The 21,917-nt window shown below is 43.8% G+C and carries 25 protein-coding genes; 16 read left to right on the forward strand and 9 right to left on the reverse strand.

Annotation, left to right across the window (positions count from 1 at the left end; all coding sequences use genetic code 11):
* Positions 1-163: 163 nt before the first annotated feature.
* The 6 genes from ACE1CD_RS00800 to ACE1CD_RS00825 all read right to left on the reverse strand — a co-directional run bounded on the left by ACE1CD_RS00800 (position 164) and on the right by ACE1CD_RS00825 (position 7,220).
* The gene (locus tag ACE1CD_RS00800) at positions 164-1,012 is read right to left on the reverse strand and encodes a DUF1206 domain-containing protein (protein ID WP_374820814.1); all 849 of its coding nucleotides are present in this window, start codon (positions 1,010-1,012) and stop codon (positions 164-166) included.
* A gap of 265 nt (positions 1,013-1,277) precedes the next feature.
* Positions 1,278-2,021, reverse strand: a complete 744-nt coding sequence (locus ACE1CD_RS00805) for a DUF2993 domain-containing protein (RefSeq protein WP_374820816.1) — start codon at positions 2,019-2,021, stop codon at positions 1,278-1,280.
* Positions 2,022-2,137: 116 nt separating this feature from the next.
* The gene (locus tag ACE1CD_RS00810; RefSeq protein ID WP_374820819.1) at positions 2,138-2,929 is read right to left on the reverse strand and encodes a DUF2993 domain-containing protein; all 792 of its coding nucleotides are present in this window, start codon (positions 2,927-2,929) and stop codon (positions 2,138-2,140) included.
* A gap of 65 nt (positions 2,930-2,994) precedes the next feature.
* Positions 2,995-4,371 carry a cytochrome P450 gene (locus ACE1CD_RS00815; RefSeq protein ID WP_374820822.1) on the reverse strand — a complete coding sequence of 459 codons (1,377 nt, stop codon included), beginning with the start codon at positions 4,369-4,371 and terminating at the stop codon, positions 2,995-2,997.
* 39 nt (positions 4,372-4,410) lie between these two features.
* Positions 4,411-5,715 (reverse strand): glycosyltransferase, encoded by a 1,305-nt coding sequence (locus tag ACE1CD_RS00820; RefSeq protein ID WP_374820825.1) that lies wholly within the window; start codon positions 5,713-5,715, stop codon positions 4,411-4,413.
* Between the two features lie 119 nt (positions 5,716-5,834).
* Entirely contained in the window at positions 5,835-7,220 is a 1,386-nt protein-coding gene (locus ACE1CD_RS00825) for a cytochrome P450 (protein WP_374820828.1), read from the reverse strand.
* A gap of 196 nt (positions 7,221-7,416) precedes the next feature.
* On the opposite strand from ACE1CD_RS00825, the gene ACE1CD_RS00830 reads away from it, so the two are divergent.
* From ACE1CD_RS00830 to ACE1CD_RS00865, 8 genes are all read left to right on the forward strand, one after another.
* Positions 7,417-9,654 (forward strand): phosphoketolase, encoded by a 2,238-nt coding sequence (locus ACE1CD_RS00830; RefSeq protein WP_374820831.1) that lies wholly within the window; start codon positions 7,417-7,419, stop codon positions 9,652-9,654.
* Positions 9,655-10,080: 426 nt separating this feature from the next.
* Positions 10,081-11,004: an Rpn family recombination-promoting nuclease/putative transposase gene (locus ACE1CD_RS00835; protein WP_374796335.1), complete on the forward strand. Its 924-nt coding sequence runs from the start codon at positions 10,081-10,083 to the stop codon at positions 11,002-11,004.
* A 222-nt stretch (positions 11,005-11,226) separates the two neighbouring features.
* Entirely contained in the window at positions 11,227-11,472 is a 246-nt protein-coding gene (locus tag ACE1CD_RS00840; protein ID WP_374796333.1) for an AbrB/MazE/SpoVT family DNA-binding domain-containing protein, read from the forward strand.
* Entirely contained in the window at positions 11,469-11,864 is a 396-nt protein-coding gene (locus tag ACE1CD_RS00845) for a PIN domain-containing protein (protein ID WP_374820834.1), read from the forward strand. Before ACE1CD_RS00840 ends, ACE1CD_RS00845 begins: the two co-directional genes overlap by 4 nt.
* A gap of 255 nt (positions 11,865-12,119) precedes the next feature.
* Complete coding sequence (locus ACE1CD_RS00850; RefSeq protein ID WP_374796329.1) at positions 12,120-12,698, forward strand: pentapeptide repeat-containing protein; 579 nt, start codon at positions 12,120-12,122, stop codon at positions 12,696-12,698.
* 61 nt (positions 12,699-12,759) lie between these two features.
* Positions 12,760-13,035, forward strand: coding sequence for a hypothetical protein (locus tag ACE1CD_RS00855; RefSeq protein WP_374796327.1), 276 nt, complete (start codon positions 12,760-12,762; stop codon positions 13,033-13,035).
* A 131-nt stretch (positions 13,036-13,166) separates the two neighbouring features.
* A complete protein-coding gene (locus ACE1CD_RS00860; RefSeq protein ID WP_374796325.1) occupies positions 13,167-13,436 on the forward strand; it encodes a hypothetical protein in 270 nt (89 codons plus the stop codon).
* Entirely contained in the window at positions 13,436-13,813 is a 378-nt protein-coding gene (locus tag ACE1CD_RS00865; RefSeq protein ID WP_374796323.1) for a clan AA aspartic protease, read from the forward strand. The genes ACE1CD_RS00860 and ACE1CD_RS00865 overlap by 1 nt, the downstream gene beginning before the upstream one ends.
* A gap of 192 nt (positions 13,814-14,005) precedes the next feature.
* Here ACE1CD_RS00865 and ACE1CD_RS00870 read toward each other — a convergent pair whose 3' ends face one another.
* A complete protein-coding gene (locus ACE1CD_RS00870; RefSeq protein WP_374820837.1) occupies positions 14,006-14,314 on the reverse strand; it encodes a helix-turn-helix domain-containing protein in 309 nt (102 codons plus the stop codon).
* A 71-nt stretch (positions 14,315-14,385) separates the two neighbouring features.
* Here ACE1CD_RS00870 and ACE1CD_RS00875 point away from each other — a divergent pair, with 71 nt between their 5' ends.
* The 4 genes from ACE1CD_RS00875 (at position 14,386) to ACE1CD_RS00890 (ending at position 17,180) form a co-directional block, all read left to right on the forward strand.
* Positions 14,386-14,856, forward strand: coding sequence for a Panacea domain-containing protein (locus tag ACE1CD_RS00875; RefSeq protein WP_374820840.1), 471 nt, complete (start codon positions 14,386-14,388; stop codon positions 14,854-14,856).
* A 5-nt stretch (positions 14,857-14,861) separates the two neighbouring features.
* Entirely contained in the window at positions 14,862-15,545 is a 684-nt protein-coding gene (locus tag ACE1CD_RS00880) for a hypothetical protein (RefSeq protein ID WP_374796318.1), read from the forward strand.
* Between the two features lie 8 nt (positions 15,546-15,553).
* Complete coding sequence (locus tag ACE1CD_RS00885; RefSeq protein WP_374796317.1) at positions 15,554-15,817, forward strand: hypothetical protein; 264 nt, start codon at positions 15,554-15,556, stop codon at positions 15,815-15,817.
* A 304-nt stretch (positions 15,818-16,121) separates the two neighbouring features.
* On the forward strand, positions 16,122-17,180 hold the full coding sequence (locus tag ACE1CD_RS00890) for an NAD(P)-dependent alcohol dehydrogenase (protein WP_374820842.1): 1,059 nt from the start codon (positions 16,122-16,124) through the stop codon (positions 17,178-17,180).
* A gap of 102 nt (positions 17,181-17,282) precedes the next feature.
* Here ACE1CD_RS00890 and ACE1CD_RS00895 read toward each other — a convergent pair whose 3' ends face one another.
* Complete coding sequence (locus ACE1CD_RS00895; RefSeq protein WP_374796315.1) at positions 17,283-17,735, reverse strand: hypothetical protein; 453 nt, start codon at positions 17,733-17,735, stop codon at positions 17,283-17,285.
* 130 nt (positions 17,736-17,865) lie between these two features.
* On the reverse strand, positions 17,866-18,003 hold the full coding sequence (locus tag ACE1CD_RS00900; RefSeq protein ID WP_374820845.1) for a hypothetical protein: 138 nt from the start codon (positions 18,001-18,003) through the stop codon (positions 17,866-17,868).
* Positions 18,004-18,052: 49 nt separating this feature from the next.
* On the opposite strand from ACE1CD_RS00900, the gene ACE1CD_RS00905 reads away from it, so the two are divergent.
* From ACE1CD_RS00905 to ACE1CD_RS00920, 4 genes are all read left to right on the forward strand, one after another.
* Positions 18,053-18,790 carry a hypothetical protein gene (locus ACE1CD_RS00905; RefSeq protein ID WP_374820847.1) on the forward strand — a complete coding sequence of 246 codons (738 nt, stop codon included), beginning with the start codon at positions 18,053-18,055 and terminating at the stop codon, positions 18,788-18,790.
* Positions 18,791-19,080: 290 nt separating this feature from the next.
* Entirely contained in the window at positions 19,081-19,731 is a 651-nt protein-coding gene (locus ACE1CD_RS00910; RefSeq protein ID WP_374796309.1) for a hypothetical protein, read from the forward strand.
* A 12-nt stretch (positions 19,732-19,743) separates the two neighbouring features.
* Entirely contained in the window at positions 19,744-20,421 is a 678-nt protein-coding gene (locus ACE1CD_RS00915) for a hypothetical protein (protein WP_374796307.1), read from the forward strand.
* A complete protein-coding gene (locus ACE1CD_RS00920) occupies positions 20,418-21,740 on the forward strand; it encodes a four-carbon acid sugar kinase family protein (protein ID WP_374820849.1) in 1,323 nt (440 codons plus the stop codon). Before ACE1CD_RS00915 ends, ACE1CD_RS00920 begins: the two co-directional genes overlap by 4 nt.
* Positions 21,741-21,917: the final 177 nt, after the last annotated feature.

Genomic DNA, 21,917 nt, shown 5'->3' on the forward strand with positions numbered 1-21,917 from the left:
GTATATGTTACAGATAGCTGGGATGGTGGGTTACGGCACGGGAACTTAATTATTGGTTGAAAGTGTTGAAATTATCGCCCGTGCCTAACCCACCCTACGATTAAATAAGTTTTTATTATCACCACAACAACGGGAGAGCCCTAACTACAAGTGCGATCGCACTTCATACAGTCACAACGCGACGGTAACGAGCTTGCACCATCATATAAATACCGTAGGCGACAAGACCGATCGCTACAACACCCAAAACCCAAGGCCCATAGGGTTGTTCCGCCAGTGCTGCTAGTGCGCCACCCAAAGAACGCGCTTGATTGGGGTCGGATTGACGCGCCGCTTGGATGAGGAAAAAGCCGATAATGATAAAAACTATAGCCTGCGCGGTCAGACCAAATCTGCCGAGGCGCATTGACCAAGTTCTTTCTACGTTCCTCATTTCCTGCCATTTCAATTCTTGGCGGAATTTGCCAGTAAAAGCTTTATAAATCTGATAGCAAGCCACGCCAATTATAATTACTCCCACAGTAGCTACCAACCACTGACCGAAAGGCTGTGCCAGCAAACGCGCTGTCCAGTGTTGCGTTGAATTGCTACCGCCTCCGCTTCCGGAACCTAAAATTATTTTAGTAGCGGTTAAAGCTAAACCGGCGTATATTAAACCGCTGATAAAATAGCCGATGCGCTGTGCAATACCTTTGGCATCTGTGCCTTTGCGTTCGGGGTCGAGAAATGCCTGCACAAAACGCCACACAACGTATCCAACTAAGCCGATCGCCACCAAACCGAGCAATATCTTGCCAAACGGTTGTGTCACAATAGTTTGGAGAGCGCCTTGAGAGTCGGTTGTTCTGCCGCCTGCGCCAAATGCAGCTTGCGCCGCCAACACGCCGACGATCGCATACACCACCCCTTTTGCCGCTATACCATATCTTGCCAAACTTTCAACCCAAGGATGAGCAGCCGCTTGTCTTGCTGCCCTTTCTGCATTTTTAGTAGGTAAATTGTGTCGAGTCATTCGATTTTGGATTTTGGATTTTGGATTTTGGATTTTAGATTTTAGATTTACCCCACGGATAAATGCGGGGGCTTGAAACAAGGAAAATTTTTCTTTCTCTCCACGACTTAAATCGGGGGCTTGTATCTATCTTCGATCTTGGTCATATATTTGGGAATTGCAAATTGCAAGTTTAAGATGGCAAATTTAAAAATGGTTTGATATGGCAAAATCAGATTTCAAATTAAAAAATTTCAATCTGAAATCTGAAATCTAGAATCTGAAATTACGATGAAGGAAACTGTTCTACATAAGCTTCTGCTTGCAGCGTCAGCTTGCCGTTTTGCACATCCAACTTTTTCAGGCGCAACGACATTCCTTCCAACTCAAAATTACGTAAATCTAACAATTCGCTGGACTTATCCAACAAAGCGTTAGTCAGTTCTGGCGATACTTCCTTCCCTTCCGCGTACTCAACATCCTCAAGGGAGATGCGGTTTCCGCCTTCTTTCACACGCGGTATAGCAGTGAAAGCAGTTTGTTTGGTTTCGCCGCCCTCTCGCAGACCAACAGTCGCGTTTAAGCTAAATTTGCCTTCACCGGGTAGGCGGAATTCCACTTTTTGCACATCAACCGTTGTCGGTTGATTGTTGATATGCACATTCAGGTTTTGCAGCTTATCGCGGATAAAGTTGGAATTGAAGGCGCGATCGAGATCTTGTTCGGTGAGGACAACTCGCGTTTCTGCTTCGGTAGGATGTTTCAATTGAATATCGCCAAAGGCGGCGCGAAGAGGATCGATCGAGATGCTATCTATGTGCATCTCCAATTCCTCTGTCCGCAGGTCTTCTTGCATGACCATACCTTTGCCTTTAATATCAACGGAATCCAATTCTCCCTGAATTACTTTCAGCGGATTGGTACGGATATCTACCTCAAGTTCCTCTACTTCATCCAATTGACTGGATAGGCCGATTTCCGCTGCCTTACTGAGTGCTTGCTCACCTAGCCCTGGTTGATTTGCTGCCATTTTGCTATTGTTTATCGAAGTACCTACCTAACTTTAGGCGGTCGGTACAAAACAGCGAATCTGCATCGCGACAGAATAATTTATGAGCGATTATCTATCTTTAGATAGCCACACTCTTACATTGACGGTATTTGTCTGATGTATGCTTCTGCCATCACCGTTAAGCTGCCTTTTTGTACATCCATATCTTTGACGCGAAACGCGCTTCCTTCCACTTCGTAGTAAGGTAAATTCACCAGTTCCTTAAACTTCAACATCAAAGCCACAATTAATTCTAAGCCAATGCCATTTCCCGGCGTGCAGTGGAACGCCTCTAGTAATAACGGCTGCGAAGAAGTGCGCGGGTAAAGCAAAGCAATGAAGTCTAACTGTCTAGTATTACCCTCGTGCAGCAGCACGTTACCGCTGCATTTTATCTTACCGTCACCTGGTAAGTTAATTTCCATGTGTTGCAATTCGATGCTAACAATTTTACCATCCACATCGAGTTCTAAAGGCGGCAACTTGCTGCGGATGTAGTCGGAATTAAGAGAACTGTTGATATCTTCTTCTGTTAGGACAACGCGGATAGAGGCATCTGTCGGATGAGTAAGTTTGATTTCACCAAAAATAGCACTTAAAGGATTAATGGCAATCCGACCTGTTTGCACTTGCACTTCTTGGACGCGGATGTCTTTTTGGATTGCCAAACCTTGGCCTGCAAATGAAACTGAATCGGCTTGTCCTTGAACTATATTAAGTAGATTAGTTTTGACATCTATATTGACGTCCTCTACTTTATCCACTTGGCTAATTACCCCTATTTCTGCGGCGGCAGAAAGTACCTCTTCCTCCAGCCTGGGTTCCTCATCTCGCGTCATGATGTCATCTCCCGATCGCATATATGCAACTTTAAGCGATCGCGTCAATTAATTTATCTGCATGACGATATAGGAAATCTTTTGCAGTTATCTATCTTTTGTTTAATTTTTAGCTAAACTGTGGTTTCCACGATGCGAGATTTTTGCAAACGTCGATCGCTAACAACCATTCGCACGCCGCCAGATGGCCCTAATGTAAAGCCTCGACGTATGGGTCGAACTGGGCGTTTGTCGGCAAGTGCCAATTGCCAACGCGACAGTATTGTTCCCAGTACGAGTTTCATTTCAAATGGTGCTAATGCTATGCCAAGACAGCGACGATTACCTCCACCAAAGGGGAAATATTCGTAGGGAGAAAACTGACGTTCTAGAAAACGTTCTGGTTTAAATTTGTCTGGTTCTGGGTAAATATCTTCGCGCCGATGTGTTAAATAAATACAGGCAGCTAGCTGTGTACCGGGTGCAAACAAATTACCCATAATTTCGATGGGAGATTTGACAATTCTGCCAAAGGTGATAAACAAAATTGGATAAATTCGCAGCGTTTCGTTGCAAACAGCAGTAAGATAGGGCAGTTTGGCAAAAGCAGCTGGATCTGGGTTATTGCCAAGGCTATCTATTTCTTGCAGCAACTTGTCAAGCACACCCGGTATGTGGTGAATTGAATATAGCGCCCAAGCTAATGATGTGGCTGTTGTTTCGTGACCGGCTACTAAAAGCGATCGCAATTCGTCGTGTAATTCTGCATCTGTCATCGGTCGATCGTTTTCGTCACGCGCAGACATAAGTAAGGAGAGAATGTCTGTGCGCGATGGATCTGGTTTTTCTCGACGTTCCTGAATTTCCGCATAGAGGAGTTTGCTAATTTCCTGCTGGCGACGCAAGAAGCGACCCCACGGACTCCACGCACCTAAATCTTTTTGCAGTACCGGAAAGAAAAGTAAGACGGAATTGAACGGCGAACTGATCTCATCGAGCATTTCTGACAAAAGTTGCCGCAATTGTTGACTGCGGGTTCCTTCTTGCAAACCAAACACAGCTTGTAAAATTACGCGCAGGGAAATCTCTTGCATTACCTCGCGAACTGAGAATTTCTGACCGATTTGCCACTCGTCGGTAACTGCAAGCGCGATATCTTGGATTAGCTGACCGTAGGTTTTCATCCGTTCCCCATGAAACGGAGGCATCAATAATTGGCGTTCTCTGCGGTGGCGATCGCCATCCATCAACATCAGGGAATACTGTCCCAGGATTGGTTTTCCTAACTGGTTCGCAGGGCCGGTGTCAAACTGTTTGTAATCGGCTGTAAAAACTTCTTTAATGGCTTGTGGGTTGCTTAAAAAGACGATCGGCTTTCCATTCCCGCTTACCCACAGCGAGAACATATCGCCATATTTTTTAGCACAATCATCCATCAATGTCAAGGGGTTAGAAACCCATTGGAGTAGCTGCACAATTTCGGGTGTTTTCGGGCCTTGGGGCAGTTTCATGGCGACTTTACTGAGAGAATTTTCGCTCTTGAATCTAAGTTAGCAATTATAATCTTTAGGGTGAGCCAAGACAGACTTCCCCGTAGATATCGCCTGTTCGATAATATCAACGGCACGGCTAGCTCCCCCGGCTCGACGAATGGCTTCTTGCAACCCGAACGCATTCTTTTGATAAGAATCTTCTGTCAGCAGCCGCTGTATAAGGGCTCTAAGTTTGGGAACGCTCAAGCTTGCCAAAGGCAGCATTTCTCCCGCACCAGTTCGAGCTAAACGAGTGGCTATACCAGGCTGTTCGTTAGTAACAGGAATAGCGACCAAAGGTACGCCGCTGCTTAATGCTCCCAATACAGTATTCATACCTGCATGAGTAATTATTAAGCTGGATCTTTCTATTAGTTTTTGGTGGGGTGCAAAGGGAACCACCAAAGGCGAACCGGGCAAGCTCAAAGATGCTTGACTGTTTGGGTTTCCCAAAGAAATTACCAGTTGTGCGTCTAACCCCAAACAAGCCTCAGCAATACTGTGAAAAATTTCCCATTTGCGGTTTTGCAAAGTACCCAGAGAAGCGTAAATCAGCGGTTTATCGGTCAATTTTTCCCAAGGAAAAGAGAGGGACGGGAAGGAGACGGGTTCTAAGCCGGATGAATCTTGAAAAGGCCCCGTGTAATGGAAGCAAGGAGATAAATTAACTCGCGGAAAATCAAACTCTGCCGGGAGTTGGCATATCTGAGCAAGTTGAGAGTAGGCATCTTCCCGTTTGGAATAAGGGGGTAACTGCCATTGCTGCCGCTGCTGTACGAGAATATTCCAAATTGGTTGTGTGATGCGATCGATCAAAAAGTTCCCCGCTTGGTTGCGAAGACGCGCCCCCCATCCCTTGCTGTAACTCCAGGTTGTAAAGTATGGAGGAACTCCAGCTTCTCGATTAATTAACAGAGCATTACATACGGTGATGAAGGGAAGATTCAAGAAGTCAGCAACCGTTCCACCTGCTGTTGAAACTTGGTCTACCAGCAGGGCTTCTACACCTATTAATTTGAGTGCTTCGGGAGCTGACTGAAAAAGCATGGCTGCTTCTTCTTGAAGCCAACGCACTGTAAATTTTAGCCCTGCCACTCCACTCATTTCTCCTAACTGTTTATACTTTGGCCCCAATGTTCCGAGCGGAAATTTAGCTTCTCCAATCTTGCAAAAGTTCAATCCCGATTTCATCACTTTTTCCTCGATATCGGGAATACCGAAAAGGGTGACATTATGGCCGCGTCGTTGTAATTCTCGACCTAAGACGCACATCGGATTGAGGTGGCCGATCGCGGCGGGACTGATGATGCCAAAATCTGTCATAAGAGATTGATAAATGGGTAATAGAGACTGCGGATTGGCAATTCGCAATTACTAATTTTCAATTGCCAACGCCAATTTTTACTTTTTTACTTTTTAATTTGCTTTCTACTGCTCTATGCTCAACTGGAGACAGCTTCCAGGGTGCGGGATTTTACCGATCGCTCGCCTTTGACAACTAGCTGAATGCTGCGATCGGGTGCTGTTACCAAGCCGCGACGTTTAGGTTTGATTTCGCGATTATCGGCAAGTTCCAATTGCAAACGCGAGAGGATTTCGGCCAGCACTATTTTCATTTCAAACAGCGCAAACGCAAAACCAATACAGCGCCTTGCACCACCGCCAAAGGGCAAGAATTCATAGGGAGAAAATTGCCTTTCCAAAAATCTCTCTGGTTTAAATTTTTCCGGTTCTGGATATAAATCTTCGCGGCGGTGGAGGAGATAAATAGAACCCATCAACACTGTCCCAGGTTCTAGATCGTAACCCATTAGTTGGAGCGGTACTTTCGGTACTCGTGGGAAGGTCAGCATCCCCACTGGGTAAATCCGCAAAGTTTCGGAGCAGACAGCATTGAGATACGGTAATTTGAAAATAGCGCTGGGGTCTGGATTTGAGCCCAAACTATCGAGTTCTTCCAGCAGTTTTTGTCGCACAGTTGGTATTTTGTGAATCCAGTAAAATGCCCATGCTAAAGCTGTGGCAGTAGTTTCGTGACCTGCAACTAAAAGGGTCATCAATTCATCGCGTAATTCTTCATCCGTCATCGATTCACCTTGTTCATCTTTAGCTGCCATTAGCAAGCTGAGGATATCTGTGCGCGATCGATCGGGATTTTTGCGCCGTTCGCGAATTTCTTCGTAGATAAGTCGATCGATTTGTTCGCGAAGACGTAGAAATCTTCCCCAAGGACTCCACGCGCCTAAATCCTGTTGCAAAATAGGAAAATAAAGCATGGTAACGCTCGCGGGAGAAGCTGTTGTCTCCAGCATTTCAGAAAGCAGTTTTTCCAGCTTTTGTGCGCGATCGCCCTCAGACAAACCAAACACCGCTTGCATAATTACCCGCAGGGTAATAACTTGAGTAGAAGACCGCACGCAGAAAGGTTTGCCAATCTCCCATCCCTTGATTATTTGCTCTGTGACATTGGCGATCGTCTCACCGTAAGTTTTCATCCTTTCGCCGTGAAAACTCGGCATCATCAGCTGGCGCTGGCGTTGGTGGCGTGCGCCGCTAGCGGTAATCACAGAATGCAGTCCCAAAAATGGTGCAAAAATCCGGTTCATTTCGCCAGGAGCTTCAAATTGCTTGGTGGTATCCCCTGTCAAAATCTCTTGCAGCGCTTGGGGATCTCTAACGAACACTAAAGGGTCAAATTTTGCGCCCACTCGAATGCTGAAGATGTCGCCATAGCGTTTGGCGCAGTCTTCCATAAACGACATAGGGCTAAAGACCCATTGGAGCGTTTGTACAATTGTTGGGGTTTTAGGGCCTTCTACTTGTTTCATTGTATCGGTTTGCTTCTAAAAATATTTCTTCTCACTTAACCTAAGTTAAACCATTTAATTTTTCTTGGCATTGCATTCGATATTGTTATCTTCGTCTTACATACAACTGATATTTTTCGACAACCTAATAGTTGTAAAATTTTTGTTAAATTCATTCAGCACGTACTGTCTCCTCATACACATTAAGGAACTCAGCATGACTGCAACGACCCCAAAAGCAACGTCAATCCCCGATTTTTGCGAAGGTATTCAATATTTTGGCGAAGCGCTACCGCATTTCGAGACGTATGGTGCTAATCCCGCGATCGCAGAAGGTAGTTTTGCCATTTCCGATCCTGCCGATCCTGCCGCAGTGTACCAAACTTTACTGCTAGCCGACGCCCTTCGTTATCTTACTCTGCAAATTACTGGGAGTAAAGCTTCGGGACACCCAGGCGGTTTTGCCAGTTCTGCGGAGGCTCATGCGGCTTTAATTTTGCTGGGCTACAAGAATATTATCACGGAAGTGGGACATCACGCGCCGGGATTTTACAGTTCCATGTTCCTCGATCGCTCTTTGGAGGACATGGGTATTTCTACTGTGCAGCAGTTGCGCGATCGCTTCCGCGAAAAGCACGGTCTTCTGGGCCACCTTTCCGGCTACATTCCCGGTATTCTCGCACCTGCTGGCCCCCTCGGTCAAGGTCAGCACTTTGCAATGGCAGCTGCTTTATTGCACAAAGACAAACTTTTCCCCTTCACAATGGGTGATGGCGGGATGGGCGAACCTTATCCGATGAGCAGTATGGCACATTTCCACACTGCTTATCCCAGTGCAACTAACTTTTTACCAGTCTTGGTTTGGAATGGTTACAGTCAGGAACATCATAGCATGGTTTCGACTAAAACCAATGAGGAAATGATTGCTTATTGGAAAGGCAATGGTTTTGAAGAAGTCATCTTAGTCAATGCGAAAGATTTTGACGACAAAAACCAACCTGGCGATTATGTTGATAGCACCGCTTTCTCTTTTGAACAGCGTCTTGCTTTCACCAAAGCAATTTTAGCGGGTGTGGATAAAGCAGCGAAATCTGCACTTGGCGGTAAACTAACTGCATTTATCATCAAACAATTGAAAGGTGCGGGAGTTCACGCACGGGGCGCAAAATCGCACAATCTTTATCCCAAAGATACATTAGATGCACCGCACATTTCCGAAGCGTTGAAAGGTCGCGCTTTATCTGCGGAAGCTTGGCAATTGGTGCGGACAAATTGCGAACGGGCAGGTGGTGGCCCTGCTGCCAAAACAGCGGTAACAGAATCTGAATTACCGTTAGCAGAATTAGGTGAATTGCCTTTGGAAGAATATGCGGTGGGTGGAGATCCGAAGGTTTCTACTACGGCGATGGGGCGTTTAGTTGGCAAAGTTGGCGAATGCGATCGCACTTTTTTAGTCACCAACGCCGACGGTAACGAAGCATCTGGAATTGCCAATATCAACCAGGCATTAAAGATTATTCACCCCACCACCGATGACTTATACAATCAATCTCCAAACGGACAAGTTTACGAACCTTTGAGTGAAGATGCTTGTGCGGGATTGGCAGTTGGTTTATCTTTGATGGGTGCCAGAAGTTTGTGGTGTTCCTACGAATCTTTTGCCATCAACGGATTACCAATTTGGCAAACTGTAACGCAAGCAATGGCAGAATTGCGCCGTCCAACTCCTTCGACCATTACTTTATATACCGCAGGCGCATTAGAGCAAGGTCGCAACGGTTGGACGCACCAACGCCCGGAAGTGGAAGCATATTTTGCGGCGATGATGCGAAATGGCAATGTGTTCCCATTATTCCCACCCGATGCTAACAGCATCCAAGTTTGTTATGACTGGGCATTGACAACAAAAAATAAGGGAATTGTGATTACTGCTAGTAAGTCACCATTGCCAATTCGTACCACTTTTGCACAAACTCGTCAAGGGTTAAAAGATGGTGCGGTTGTATTGCAAGAAATCGAACCCGCCCAAACAAATCTTAACGAAGGCGCGAGTAAGAAAGTCGTGTTTGCAGTCGTTGGCGATATGACCCTAATGCCAGTATTTGAAGCAGCAGCTTTCTTAGAAGGAGAAGGTATCGGCGTGAAGATTGTTTCTGTTATCAATCCTCGCCGTTTGTACCGTCCGCACGATGTTGCTTGGGATACTTGTTCTCAATCAGATGGTGAATTTTTAAGCGATGCCAAATTCGCCGAAATTTTTGGTGGTGATGCGTTAATTGGTGTCACTGGTGGCGCGAGTGGAATGTTAGAACCAATTATGTTGAGAAGTAACGCCAAACGCGATACTTTCGCATGGAAACGTGGGGAAACAACTGCAAGCGCTGGTGAGTTAATGGCGTTTAATGGATTGACTGCTGAGGCGTTGACTAAACGTGCGATCGAGTTAGTGCATTAAGCAAAACTTGCTGCCTAGATCGTCTAGATCCCCGACTTCTTGAAGAAGTCGGGGATCTGGAATATTAGATCCCCTAGATCCCCGACTTCTTGAAGAAGTCGGGGATCTGGAATATTCGATGATACCCCGAACTGAGTTATACTAGGTAGGGGATGACAATCATCAAAAAAGGAGATAAAATTTAGTTGGAAATATTTGATTTAATCTTCCTAGATAGGATTGTTGAAAAACTCGATCGCAAGCATAATGTTCAAGAGCGAGAGGTAAGAGAAGTTTTTAACAATTCTCCAACTATCCGATTTGTTAGGAGATAGTTTGAAGAACAGATAAAAGTGTGAGGAATTACAATAAAATTATCCTCATATTTCACAAGAATAGATAATAAAATTTTTGCTAACCATTACCAGGCTAAAAAGGGAGAAAAAAATGAGATTTATCAGTCCCAAGGTCGATTATGCCTTTAAAAAAATATTCGGTTCCTCACAAAGCCAAGAGATTTTAATCAGCTTTCTCAATGCGATTATTTATTCAGGAGATAAAATCATTCAATCCTTAACGATTGTCAACCCCTATAATCCCGGCCAAGTTCTCAGCTTAAAAGAAACTTATTTAGATGTAAAAGCCGTTTTAGCCGATGGATCAGTTGTCCTGATAGAAATGCAAATAGCGCGAGTGAGTGCTTTCAGCAAAAGGGTGATTTATAATGTAGGGAAAGCTTATACCAATCAGTTAGGAATTGGCGAAGACTATTTCAGTCTCACCCCAGTAATTGGCGTGACGATAACCGATTTTATTCTGTTTAACCAAACTCCCGATGTAATCAGTCAATTCGTGTTTCAGGAGAAGACAACAAAATTTGCCTATCCCGATCCTGAATTGCAGTTAATATTTATAGAATTGCCGAAATTTAAGAAAAGCCTATCAGAGTTAACCAGTTTAAGCGATCGGTGGATTTATTTCCTCAAACAAGCCGCAACATTGGATGAAATTCCAGAGAAGCTAGGAGAAGTTAATGAAATAGGACTAGCATTAAATATTGCCAATCAAGCAACCATGACAGTGGAAGAATTAGAAGTAGTAGAGCGACGATCGATGATGTTACAAGATGAGAGAGGGCGGCTGACTTATGCCAGAGAAGAAGGCAAAGAAGAAGGTAAAGAAGAAGGGCGCGTTACGGAAGCGATCGCTCTAGTTATGCGTTTACTCAAAAAGCGCTTTGGAGAAATTTCAGAGGTAATAACTAGCCAAATTGAAAACTTATCTATTCAAGCTTTGGAAAATTTAGCAGAAGATTTATTAGACTTTAACAATTTGGCAGATTTGGAAAAATGGTTGGAGAGGCGTATTTAGTGCTGATGGATTGACTGGGGAAGCGTTGACGAAAAGTGCGATCGAGTTAGTGCATTATTGACGTAATGCCCCGGCCTGCGTTAAATTAGGTATATTTGCATACACTGGTTTAATTTTGTTAAAAAGTAAAAAAGCTATAATTGAGGAATAATCAAATTATGACATTCTATGTGATGCCCCTGATTGGTTTATACTAGGTAAGGGCTGACTGAGGAACCAAGGATGGCAATAACAAAATTAACTAATTCTGGAGAAGTTGCGATTCCTTCAGAAGTTATAGAATGGCTTAAATTGAAACCGGGTGACTCGATCGATTTTGCGATCGGGCCAGATGGTAAAGTTTATTTACAACCTGCCAAGATTGATGCCAGAGCATTATCTGGGATGCTTTATGAAGAAGGTAGAAAAGCTATTTCTATAGAAGAAATGGACGAAGCGATCGCTGAATGTGCAGGAGAGTCAGCTTGAAAGGATTAGATAGTAACGTAGTCGTGCGCTTTTTAGTGCGAGACGACGAACAGCAGTGGCAAATTGCCGATCGCTACATCAACGAAGCCTTGCAAGCTAATGAACCTTGCTTGATTAACAATATTGTTCTTTGTGAAGTAGTTTGGGTTTTGCGAAGCAGATATAAACTAAGTCGAGAAAAACTCATTGAGACACTGGAGAATATTTTAAAAGCTAATATTTTTGTGTTTGATAATCGAGAAGCTATAGAATGGGCGATCGGACAGATTAAATCTGGTAATGCAGATTTTTCTGACTACTTAATTACCCGACTCAATCAACTAGGTGGATGTGAGGAAACTGCCTCTTTTGATGCTAAACTGGCTCGGGTAGAAAGTGTCAAATTGCTATGAGCTAAGACGTTGATGAAAGGTGCGATCGAGTTAGTGCATTAAGGTTGAAGTGATGCCCCTGCCTGGGTTATACTAGGTAGGGGATGACAATCATCAAGAAAGGAGATAAAATTTAGTAGGAAATATTTGATTTGATCTTCCTGGATAGTATTGTTGAGAAGCTCGATCGCTAGCACAGCGTTCAGGAAAAAGAGCTAAGAGAAGTTTTTAACAATTCTCCAGTTATTCGAGAGGAATAAATTTTAGAAGAGAGTTATGGACGCTGAAGAATTGCTCAAAAAGTACGCTACTGGGGAGCGAAATTTTCCTGGAATCAGACTCAGGGGTATTTTTCTGGATAATGCCGATCTCAGGGAAATCAATTTGAGTGGAGCTGACTTGAGTGGAGCTGACTTGTGCGGAACCAAGCTCAATGGAGCAAACTTGAGTGGAGCTAATTTGAGTGGGGCTGTTTTGTGCGGTGCGCGGTTGGAAGAAACTAATTTGAGTGGAGCCAATCTGCGTGGAGTCAATCTTGGGGACAGCAGAATCATTAATGCCAATTTGACCAAGGCTAATCTAGATGGGGCTTTCTTCGTTGGAGAAACTGTTGTTGAAGGATCTAACTTCGACGGAGCCTCCCTCAGAGGTGTTCACCTAGAAATGATCGATATTGTTCGGACTACTTTTAGAGACGCAATTCTGGATGGCTCTGTTATCAATGGAGATACTGGATTAGAGGATTTGGATCTGACTGGAGCCAGTTGTAAAGGTTCCAATCTAGTTGAACTTGGTTGCGCGTTAGGAGGCATCATTATTTTGCCAGACGGACAGCAGATCGATGTGCTGGGCTAAGGCAATCAAATAGATTATCTTACTAATTACAGTCTACAATTATAATAAATTGAGGCTATTTATGGAAAACTCCCAAACAGATACAAATCAACCCGCTAGCGTTCTCACAATAGCGGAATTAGAAGCACTATTAACAAAAGTTGTTCGCCAAGTCATCAAAGAAGAAATGATGAACTTGTCAACTCAACAGTTACAATCTGAAAAAACATCAAAAGAACCTTCCCTCGACAATTTCATGGAAACATTCGACGCTTGGGAAGACGATCGCACTGATGAGGAAATCATCAAAGATATCTATGACAGCCGTAGTTTTTATAACTCAAAATATAGCCTGTGACTTATTTACTCGATACTGATATCTGTACATATTGTAAGATTTAATGATTCGGCTACTTACAGGCAAAAATTATGTTACAATAGATATTAAAATTATAAATTCTCAACCGCAAACCCTAGTGTAAAATAACCATGCAAGCTATTTTTTGGACGGCTGAAGAAGTTGCTCACAAAGCCCAACAAATTTATGAAAATGATATTCGCCAACAAGTAGAGTCCAGTGAAAACATTGGTAAAATGATCGTAATTGATGCAGAGACAGGTGAATATGGCATCGATTCTACTGGGGTGGAAAGCGCTTTAAAATTAAAGCAAAAGAACCCTCAAGCCCGATTATTTACAATACGAATTGGTTATGATGTAGCAGTCAGCTTCGGTGGTGCAAGCGAGCGTATTTTATAATGATTTATGGGAAATTTATTAACAACAAAGCGATCGTACCTGTGACATTCCGTTTACCCGAACAACCTGAGTTTTCTATAGATTTCGTCATTGACACAGGATTTAACGATCATCTGACCTTACCCCCCCAAGCAGTTAGTGCAATGAATCTGCTGTTATATTCCAGCACACTTGCTAGATTAGCAGATGGGAGTGAGGCCCTATTATCGATACATTTAGCGACTATTGTTTGGGATAATAGCGAAAAAATTGTCCCGATTTTAGCCTCTGGATATAAACCGTTGCTGGGAACAGCTTTGATGACAGGATATCATTTAGAAATAGATTTTGCAGAGAATGGTTTGGTTTCATTAGAAAAGCTGTCAAGCTCGATCTAGTTTGGGTCATAAAACATATCCTCTGGATCGCTGAAGGAGAAATGAGATTTGCAAGAGCCGCTCTTTCTTCGACAGTTATCGGTCTTCTTAGCTACATGGTTGGTAGAGCTAGCAAGTAGGAATAAGCTGAGGAAATGGCTGGGGTAGGGGAGTGCGATCGCATCCATTCGATCGCTCTCTTCAACCTTACAATTATTGTAGGCGATCGCTATTCCCAACCAACTTAACTTCCAAACGTTGATTCAGCGCCCGTGCAATTTTTTGCAACATTGATAGGGAATGTCCCTCATAATCTGCATCCTCAAGTCGCGCAATGACTGACTGTTTTGTACCAATGCGATCGGCAAGTTTAGCTTGAGTTAATCCGGCTTGCTTTCTCGCAGTATAAATAAGCTGTGCTAACTCTGCATTCAGAGATGATTCTCTCACCATTTCCTCTATTTCAAGATCGATCGCAGTCATCTTATTAAGAATTTTTAGTGCATTATTTTCTATAACCATAGTTCATAGTATCACAATATTGCTATAATGGCAAGACACGTAGGCTAATGAAAATCAATGAGGGCTTACTTATGATTTCCGAAAATCTCAAAAAAATTGTCAGTATCATTATCCTCCATCACAGAGATGTTTTTCAAGAAAGCCTAACTCCGATGAAGCTGCAAAAGCTTTGTTACTATGTCCAAGCTATTTATATGGCTACTCACGATCGAGAACCACTATTTGAAGAAAACTTTGAAGCTTGGACGTATGGGCCTGTGATTCGTGCATTATATGATGAGTACAAAGATTATGGATGGAGAAGCATTCAAGAAGAGTTTGAATTGCCCGAAATAGAACCAGAAAAAATAGAGTTTATCGAACAAATCGTAGAAGCTTACGGACGATATGATGGCGCGGCTTTAGCTACCATGACTCATCGTGAAGATCCTTGGCTAGATGCTAGAAAAGGATTGCCTGAAACTGAAGGTTCTAATGCTTTAATATCTAAAGAGTCTATGAAGAGTTTCTTCGCAAGAAAGCTGGCTGCTTACGTAGGCTAATCCAAATGGCTAAGAAAAAAATTGAAAGTAGCGTTTTCAAAAGTTTCGCGGAAGATTCTTATCGCCAAATCTCAAATGAAAAACTGAGGATTTCCTTCAAATTTGTTGATTGGGAATCAGAAGAGTTTTTTCTGCACGGGTTAAACAAAAAATATTATGAACTACTTTTTGATGCTTTCAATGACATTCAAAATTCGACCGCTGATGATATTAAGCAGCAAACCCATCCCAGGCTGATGCCTAAATTTATTAATTGGAAAGGAGATAGCACCATAACAAGAAGTGCGTTTCCAGATAAAATTAAAGATTCACTGCGTCCTCAATGCGGCAATGATGAGAATGAATTACAAAAGCAATATGAGGAAATGACTAGAGACTCTTTTGAACTTAGGGTTGCAAAGGGCTATGGGAGAATACATGGTTTTATTTTTGATAATACGTTTTATATAGTATGGTTTGACCCTGCACATAATCTGTTCCCAGGTAGGGATGATAAAGGCAGAGATAGAAAAACTAAGCTTCCCAGCGAAGTTGCACAGGTAAAAAGTTTTTCCCCGGAAGAAGTTAACCGAATTAAAGAATTAAATATAGCCCTTTCTGAAGAAAATCAGAGACTTAGGCAAGAAAATGCAGAGTTAATGCAGCTTCTAGATAAAGAAACCGATCCTGATACGGAAAGTAATTGTTAAAGATATATATGACAGAAGACACTGAGTTTGAACTAAAAAATCGCGAAAAGGATAAAGAACTAAAACGAAAGCAAAAGCGGATATCCTTCTGGGTGAAGGATATTACTGTATTTATAGTCGCTCTTGTCCTAATTTTGCTAATTGACTTTTACTCATTCACAATTCTGCAAAAAGGTAGCGCTTCTGAGGGAGAAATGAGATTTGCGATCGCAGCTCTTTCTTCTACAGTTATCGGTCTTCTTAGCTACATGGTTGGTAGAGCTAGCAAGTAGGAGTAAGCTGAGGAAATGGCTGGGGTAGGGGAGTGCGATCGCATCCATTCGATCGCACTCTTCAACCTTACAATCATTGTATGCGATCGCAATCTACTTAGGATTTTTGTTCAAGACTCGATCTAGCAAGAGATTCGCCGACTGACAACCAAAAATCCTATCAAAGCGTAACCTTGCTTCTTAAGAAATTTTCATCCCTACCGATAGAGCAGGCGATAAACGCTCAATCTCTATGATTGGAATAGCCACCAAAGTGGCATCAAGCGAAGGAATTAAGAAAATAGACATCTAGGAGCATCAATCCATGTATAATGCCAAGGCTTACTCCACTGCCAGTGCAACATCACCCCTGGCCTCCGATACGATCGCACGGCGAGATCCCAGCGAACACGACGTACAGATCGAAATCCTCTTCTGCGGTATCTGCCACTCCGATCTCCATTCAGTGCGTAACGAGTGGAGCAGTGTCATGCCCACTGTCTACCCCATTGTTCCCGGTCACGAGATGGTCGGTCGCGTCACCAAAGTCGGCTCGGCAGTTACCAAGTACAAACCCGGCGACAAGGCGGCGGTCGGCTGCATGGTCGATTCGGATAGAACCTGTCCCCAGTGTAAAGCTGGCTTTGAGCAGTTCTGCCCAAACCTAACCCTCACCTACAATTCCCCGGATAAGCACCTGGGAGGCGTTACATACGGTGGCTACTCCGATAGCATCGTCGTCGATGAACGTTTCGTTCTGCGCGTCCCCGACCACCTCGATCTCGCTGGAGCCGCCCCGCTCCTGTGCGCCGGGATTACAACCTATTCACCCATACGCCACTGGGGTGTCGCCAAGGGCAAGAAAGTTGGCGTGGTCGGTCTGGGCGGACTGGGACACATGGGCGTGAAGTTCGCTCGTGCGTTCGGAGCTCACGTCGTTGTCTTCACTACTTCACCTGACAAGAAGGAAGACGCGCTCCGCCTGGGAGCCGATGAAGTGGTCGTCTCCCGCAACACTGACGAGATGCAAAAGCAGGCTGGTAGTTTCGATTTCATCCTCGATACCGTCTCTGCTAAGCACGACATCAATGCTTATCTCAACCTGCTCACCCGCGACGGCAACATCACTCTTGTCGGCGCACCAGAAAATCCCCTGGAAGTTTCAGCATTCAGCCTCATCATGGGTCGTCGCAGTCTCTCCGGCTCCAACATCGGCGGCATTGCCGAAACTCAGGAAATGCTCGATTTTTGCGGCCAGCACAACATTACCGCCGATGTTGAAGTCATCCCCATACAGAAGGTCAACGAAGCCTACGAGCGACTCCTCAAGTCTGATGTGAAATACCGCTTCGTAATTGATTTGGCATCCCTGAAATCTGAATAACCGAGCTTCTACCTCGAAGGGGTAGGGGAGTGCGATCGCTCAATCTCAATGTTAAAATTAACGGGAAAAAAAGTGCGATCGCACTCTTGAGTTCCATTAAGTTTAAAGAGTGAGAGAACAACTTTGGGGTCGAGTGCGCTTGACGATACTGGAACGGCGAAAAGCCTCCTGTGGGGTTGGCATGACATTGATTTCAACGCTCAAAGATGACATTTGGGGATATTTATCTAAGAGAAATTGAACGAGATTTCGATTAACAATTTCCCAATAGTCTGTTTCATTAGGATAATTTACCAAAAACTTATCAATATCTTTTCTAATTGGGATAAAATCAGGGTAATTTTGTTGTGCGATCGCGTCTGGTGTTAAGCGGTAGGCAACTTTGATGTTGAGTATAGCTCCTCCCTGATGTTGGATTGCATAGGTTGGCACTTCAAAGGAAAACATTTCTTCCTGCTGTTCGCAATTTCGGGCGGGTTGGGATAAGGATGGCGCTGGCAATAAATTGAAAGAAACAATAAAGATAATAGAACCTAGCAAAAATTTGCGTTTCATGTCTTTTTGGCTGGAACTTAATAATTGATTCCAGAATACAGCATTTTAGCCAGTATTTCAAGCTGGGAATGAAATCAAGTAGAGAAATCAGACAAACTTACATCACCAGCTATATATGAAGGCAATTAAACTAGCCGTTGCGGTAATATCGCTGATAATTGCGATCGCATCCATTCGAGCCTTCATTACTTTCTTGCATTATAATGGTAAAAGCCAATGATTTGCCCAAAGCAAACTCTAGTATTAAAGTGGATGTAATATTATTCATCTCCCCCTCTCACACCCTGGCTTTTGCTTGCATATGGGAGTCTACAGCTATGAAATCCAGTGTTCGTGACTTTGAGATAACTAATAACGACTTAAAAGCTTTGACTGGTTTAGATAAGGATGATGTCTTGCTGGGAGGCACAGCTTTTACCGTCAAAGATTATTTCTTGAATCTTGTGAATGGAATTTTGTCTGCCAACTTAGAATCACCCAGAAAAGAACTGACGCTACTTATAGTGTTATGGTTATTCTCAGTGTATATTGTGGGTACTTTATCTGTACTGATTTTTGAGCGCTTTATCCCAATTATTCCAGGTTGGCTGAGCAATATTATAATTGTATTGGCAGCAGTTATAACTAGCCTGACAGCGCGATGGTATTGGCTCCAAAAGTATGTTACCCCATTTCTAGGGAGCTTGGTCAAACAAGCAGAAAATTACAATCAAGTTGTTGCGGATATGCGTGCGATCGACAGACAGGAAGAGGAACATAAACAAAACTTAAATTTCCGGGATAGGCAAAAAGTAGTTGAAGCGATGGAACTGGCAAGATACGATCTGGTAAGAGCTTTTACAATCGAGAAAAAGTTCAGAAAAAATAAAGATTATGTCGATACGGAGGATGAATTATCGATAAGTAATGTAGCCACTTTGTTGCAATTGCGAGTCAGCGATCCAAATAGCGAGTATGCACGATTGCTTAATGAAACTTTACAAGTGGCAGTCAGAACGCAAGAAGAAATGAGAAAATTAAGTACGTTGCACGATCGGCAGGGAATTCAACCGTGAGCGATCGCACCCCCAATCCCGGCAGTAAAAGCAGTAAAATAGTCGATGTGTTGCTCTGCCACTCCCAGCAGTTGAAGCAGGAACCCGGTTAAACGATCTACCATTGATTGAGAACGCCAACACTAACCTGACCATCTCAGGCATATGTTAAAAAGCTCACATCTTGCACCTGGTCAAGAAACCGGGTTTCTTGCAAATAGCTAAACCTGAAATCCTAAATCTTTCATTAAGAAACGAGGTTTCTCAGGTCTTCGTCTTACTTCAACCTACAACTTAAACAATATACAGCCGTGCGACCAGATTTACAAGGATTGGAGATTACTAAAGGAGAACTGAAACACCTAAGTGGCGTCAGCGCCAATGCTGTCATCAGACCTCCCAAACTGCGTAAGTTTTTATCAGAAGTTCTTCATACCCTACTGCTTATATCGCTAATTTCCGTGAGTAATTTTATTCTGATTCTGGCTTTCCCAGAGCATCGTTTGCTTTTAATTGCCATCCATGCTTTTTTGGGTGCGGTGTTAGTCATTCAGGATATTATCAAAATATTTTTAAGCCTAAAGCATCGCCATTTTATCAACCTTATAGATGATGTGGAACGCTTCAACATCACAATCAAAGGCATAGATATTAACGACCAGATAGAAGCAGCCGGAAATCCTGGCGTGCGCTTGCAAGATAGAGAGCGAGTAATTCAAGCTTTGAAGCTGACGCGGGAAGATATAATTCGCGCTTTGAAAACCGAGAAAGTTCTCAGAGAAAACGAACAATTTATCAAAATCAACCCAGAATTATTTGCCAATAACTTGACAGCTTTAGCGGCGTTGCAAGTAGACGAACAAGCAAGCGAATACGGACGTTATTTAAACGAAGCATTTCAGATCGGTTTGAGCATACAAGACGAAATGAAAAAATTGCAAAAACAGCATATAACTGAGTAAAAGGAATTGCTTGTGCGAGCGGATTTACAGGGCTTAGAGATTAGCAAGGGAGAACTGAGGCACTTAAGCGGCATCGATCCGGATGATGTATTCAGACCATCGATGCTGCAAGATGCTGGCAAGCGATTGAGTTTTTTGGTTAACGAAATCTTGATTGCGATCGCTCTCACTCCGATCGTCGTTGGGGGGCTTTATACCTTTATAATTTTGCCAGCGATCGGCCCTTCCATATATGTGACCATCTTGCTACTAATTATCGTGCCAATTTCTGTATTGGCTGGCAGGTGGTTTTGGTTAAAAAAGCACAGCCCGCAATTGCTTGTCAATTTACTTGACGATATCGATCGATATCATGCCGTACTCACAGCCATAGATATTAGCGATCGCCTGGAAATAGCAGGTTCTGCCAACCCCAATTTAACCGATAGAAGCCAAGTAATCCAAGCCCTGCAACTAACGCGAGAAGACTTAATCCGCGCCTTGATGAGCGAGAAGATTTTGCGGGAAAATAAAAACTCGATCGCCGCCAATCCAGAATTGTTCAGCAATAACTTAAGATCTCTAGAAGCGATGCAAGTGAACGATCGCGCAGGCGAATACGGGCGTCTTCTCAACGAAGCATTGCAGATCGGTATCGGCGTACAAGCAGAAATGAGAAAATTACAAAATCAGCGTTCGCGTTCACAATGACAACCAAACCCAAAATTATTGTCCTAGACGATGACCCCACCGGTTCTCAGACAGTCCACAGCTGCTTGCTGCTGACGCGCTGGGATGTCGAGACATTGCGACTGGGATTGACTGACAACTCGCCCATCTTCTTTGTACTCACCAATACCCGGGCGCTTACCCCAGAAGAAGCCACCGATGTCACGCGGGAAGTCTGCCACAACCTCAAATTAGCATTAGAATCTGAGAAGATTCAGGATTTCCTGGTTGTCAGCCGTTCCGACTCCACCCTGCGCGGACACTACCCAGTCGAAACCGATGCGATCGCCGCAGAACTGGGCCCCTTTGACGCCCATTTCCTCGTACCAGCCTTTTTTGAGGGAGGAAGATTCACCCGCGACAGCGTGCATTATTTGATTGTCAACGGTGTCCCAACACCAGTCCACGAAACTGAATTTGCCCGCGATTCCGTATTTGGCTATCACCACAGCTATTTGCCCGATTATGTAGAAGAAAAGACAAAAGGCAGAATTAAAGCAGATGCGGTAGAGCGATTTTTGCTGGCAGATATTCGCAGCGGCAGTCTGGAAAGACTGATGAAACTGGCAGATAATCAATGTGGCGTTGTGGATGGGGAAACTCAAGCTGACTTAAATCGCTTTGCCGCAGATATCCTCACAGCCGCAAGTCAGGGCAAACGCTTCCTGTTTCGCAGCGCTGCCAGTATTTTAACCGCTTTGGCTGCGCTACCTCCGCAACCGATCGCCGCCGAAGATATGGCAAAATATGTGCGGGAAGGAAAACCGGGCGCGGTAATTGTCGGTTCTCACGTTAAAAAAACTACCGAACAGCTGGAACGTCTTTTGCAAGAAACGGGAATAGTTGGCATCGAAGTTGATGTATCTCACCTCCTCGATGAGTCGGAAGCGCAACGCACCGCTTTGTTAGAGAAAACGCTGAAAACTGTGTATGATATCCATGCTGACGGTAAAACGCCGGTAGTTTATACCAGCCGTCAGGAACTCACATTTAACGATACCCAGACGCGCTTGCAATTTGGTCTGGCTGTTTCCACTTTGTTAATGGATATCGTGCGCGGTTTGCCTGATGATATTGGATTTTTGATTAGTAAAGGTGGGATTACTTCCAACGATGTGTTGAGTACCGGTTTGGCCTTGACTTCGGCGCGTTTGTTGGGGCAGATTTTAGCAGGTTGTTCGATGGTGCGGACACCAACAGATCATCCCCAGTTTCCCAATTTGCCAGTAGTGCTGTTTCCGGGTAATGTCGGCGATGCGGATGCTTTGGCAACGGTTTATCGACGGCTTTCTGCAAAATAGTTCCTTCAAGAAACCCGCTTTCTTGGACAATACCTTCGCCAAATCGAAAAATCCCTTGAAGAGTAGGTTTGGTTGTGGGCCGAAAACAAAAACAAAATTTTGGTTTAGTGGGAAAAACCCAACAAAAAAAAAAAATAATGGGGGGGGGGGAAAATTAAGAGGAAAATTTAAAAAAAA

It is taken from the genome of Aerosakkonema sp. BLCC-F183 (assembly GCF_041929145.1).
Taxonomy (GTDB): Bacteria; Cyanobacteriota; Cyanobacteriia; order Cyanobacteriales; family Aerosakkonemataceae; genus Aerosakkonema.

Bases quoted from the DNA above. Each gene is read 5' to 3' on its own strand.
- ACE1CD_RS00860 (WP_374796325.1), top strand. From the start codon at position 13,167: ATGCAAGCTATTTTTTGGACGGCTGAAGAAGTTGCTCACAAAGCCCAA.
- ACE1CD_RS00850 (WP_374796329.1), top strand. From the start codon at position 12,120: ATGGACGCTGAAGAATTGCTCAAAAAGTACGCTACTGGGGAGCGAAAT.
- ACE1CD_RS00900 (WP_374820845.1), bottom strand. From the start codon at position 18,003: ATGAATAATATTACATCCACTTTAATACTAGAGTTTGCTTTGGGCAAA.
- ACE1CD_RS00895 (WP_374796315.1), bottom strand. From the start codon at position 17,735: ATGAAACGCAAATTTTTGCTAGGTTCTATTATCTTTATTGTTTCTTTC.
- ACE1CD_RS00835 (WP_374796335.1), top strand. From the start codon at position 10,081: ATGAGATTTATCAGTCCCAAGGTCGATTATGCCTTTAAAAAAATATTC.
- ACE1CD_RS00815 (WP_374820822.1), bottom strand. From the start codon at position 4,371: ATGAAACTGCCCCAAGGCCCGAAAACACCCGAAATTGTGCAGCTACTC.
- ACE1CD_RS00885 (WP_374796317.1), top strand. From the start codon at position 15,554: ATGACAGAAGACACTGAGTTTGAACTAAAAAATCGCGAAAAGGATAAA.
- ACE1CD_RS00805 (WP_374820816.1), bottom strand. From the start codon at position 2,021: ATGGCAGCAAATCAACCAGGGCTAGGTGAGCAAGCACTCAGTAAGGCA.
- ACE1CD_RS00820 (WP_374820825.1), bottom strand. From the start codon at position 5,715: ATGACAGATTTTGGCATCATCAGTCCCGCCGCGATCGGCCACCTCAAT.
- ACE1CD_RS00905 (WP_374820847.1), top strand. From the start codon at position 18,053: ATGAAATCCAGTGTTCGTGACTTTGAGATAACTAATAACGACTTAAAA.
- ACE1CD_RS00870 (WP_374820837.1), bottom strand. From the start codon at position 14,314: ATGGTTATAGAAAATAATGCACTAAAAATTCTTAATAAGATGACTGCG.
- ACE1CD_RS00865 (WP_374796323.1), top strand. From the start codon at position 13,436: ATGATTTATGGGAAATTTATTAACAACAAAGCGATCGTACCTGTGACA.
- ACE1CD_RS00825 (WP_374820828.1), bottom strand. From the start codon at position 7,220: ATGAAACAAGTAGAAGGCCCTAAAACCCCAACAATTGTACAAACGCTC.
- ACE1CD_RS00890 (WP_374820842.1), top strand. From the start codon at position 16,122: ATGTATAATGCCAAGGCTTACTCCACTGCCAGTGCAACATCACCCCTG.
- ACE1CD_RS00855 (WP_374796327.1), top strand. From the start codon at position 12,760: ATGGAAAACTCCCAAACAGATACAAATCAACCCGCTAGCGTTCTCACA.
- ACE1CD_RS00800 (WP_374820814.1), bottom strand. From the start codon at position 1,012: ATGACTCGACACAATTTACCTACTAAAAATGCAGAAAGGGCAGCAAGA.
- ACE1CD_RS00920 (WP_374820849.1), top strand. From the start codon at position 20,418: ATGACAACCAAACCCAAAATTATTGTCCTAGACGATGACCCCACCGGT.
- ACE1CD_RS00875 (WP_374820840.1), top strand. From the start codon at position 14,386: ATGATTTCCGAAAATCTCAAAAAAATTGTCAGTATCATTATCCTCCAT.
- ACE1CD_RS00840 (WP_374796333.1), top strand. From the start codon at position 11,227: ATGGCAATAACAAAATTAACTAATTCTGGAGAAGTTGCGATTCCTTCA.
- ACE1CD_RS00830 (WP_374820831.1), top strand. From the start codon at position 7,417: ATGACTGCAACGACCCCAAAAGCAACGTCAATCCCCGATTTTTGCGAA.
- ACE1CD_RS00880 (WP_374796318.1), top strand. From the start codon at position 14,862: ATGGCTAAGAAAAAAATTGAAAGTAGCGTTTTCAAAAGTTTCGCGGAA.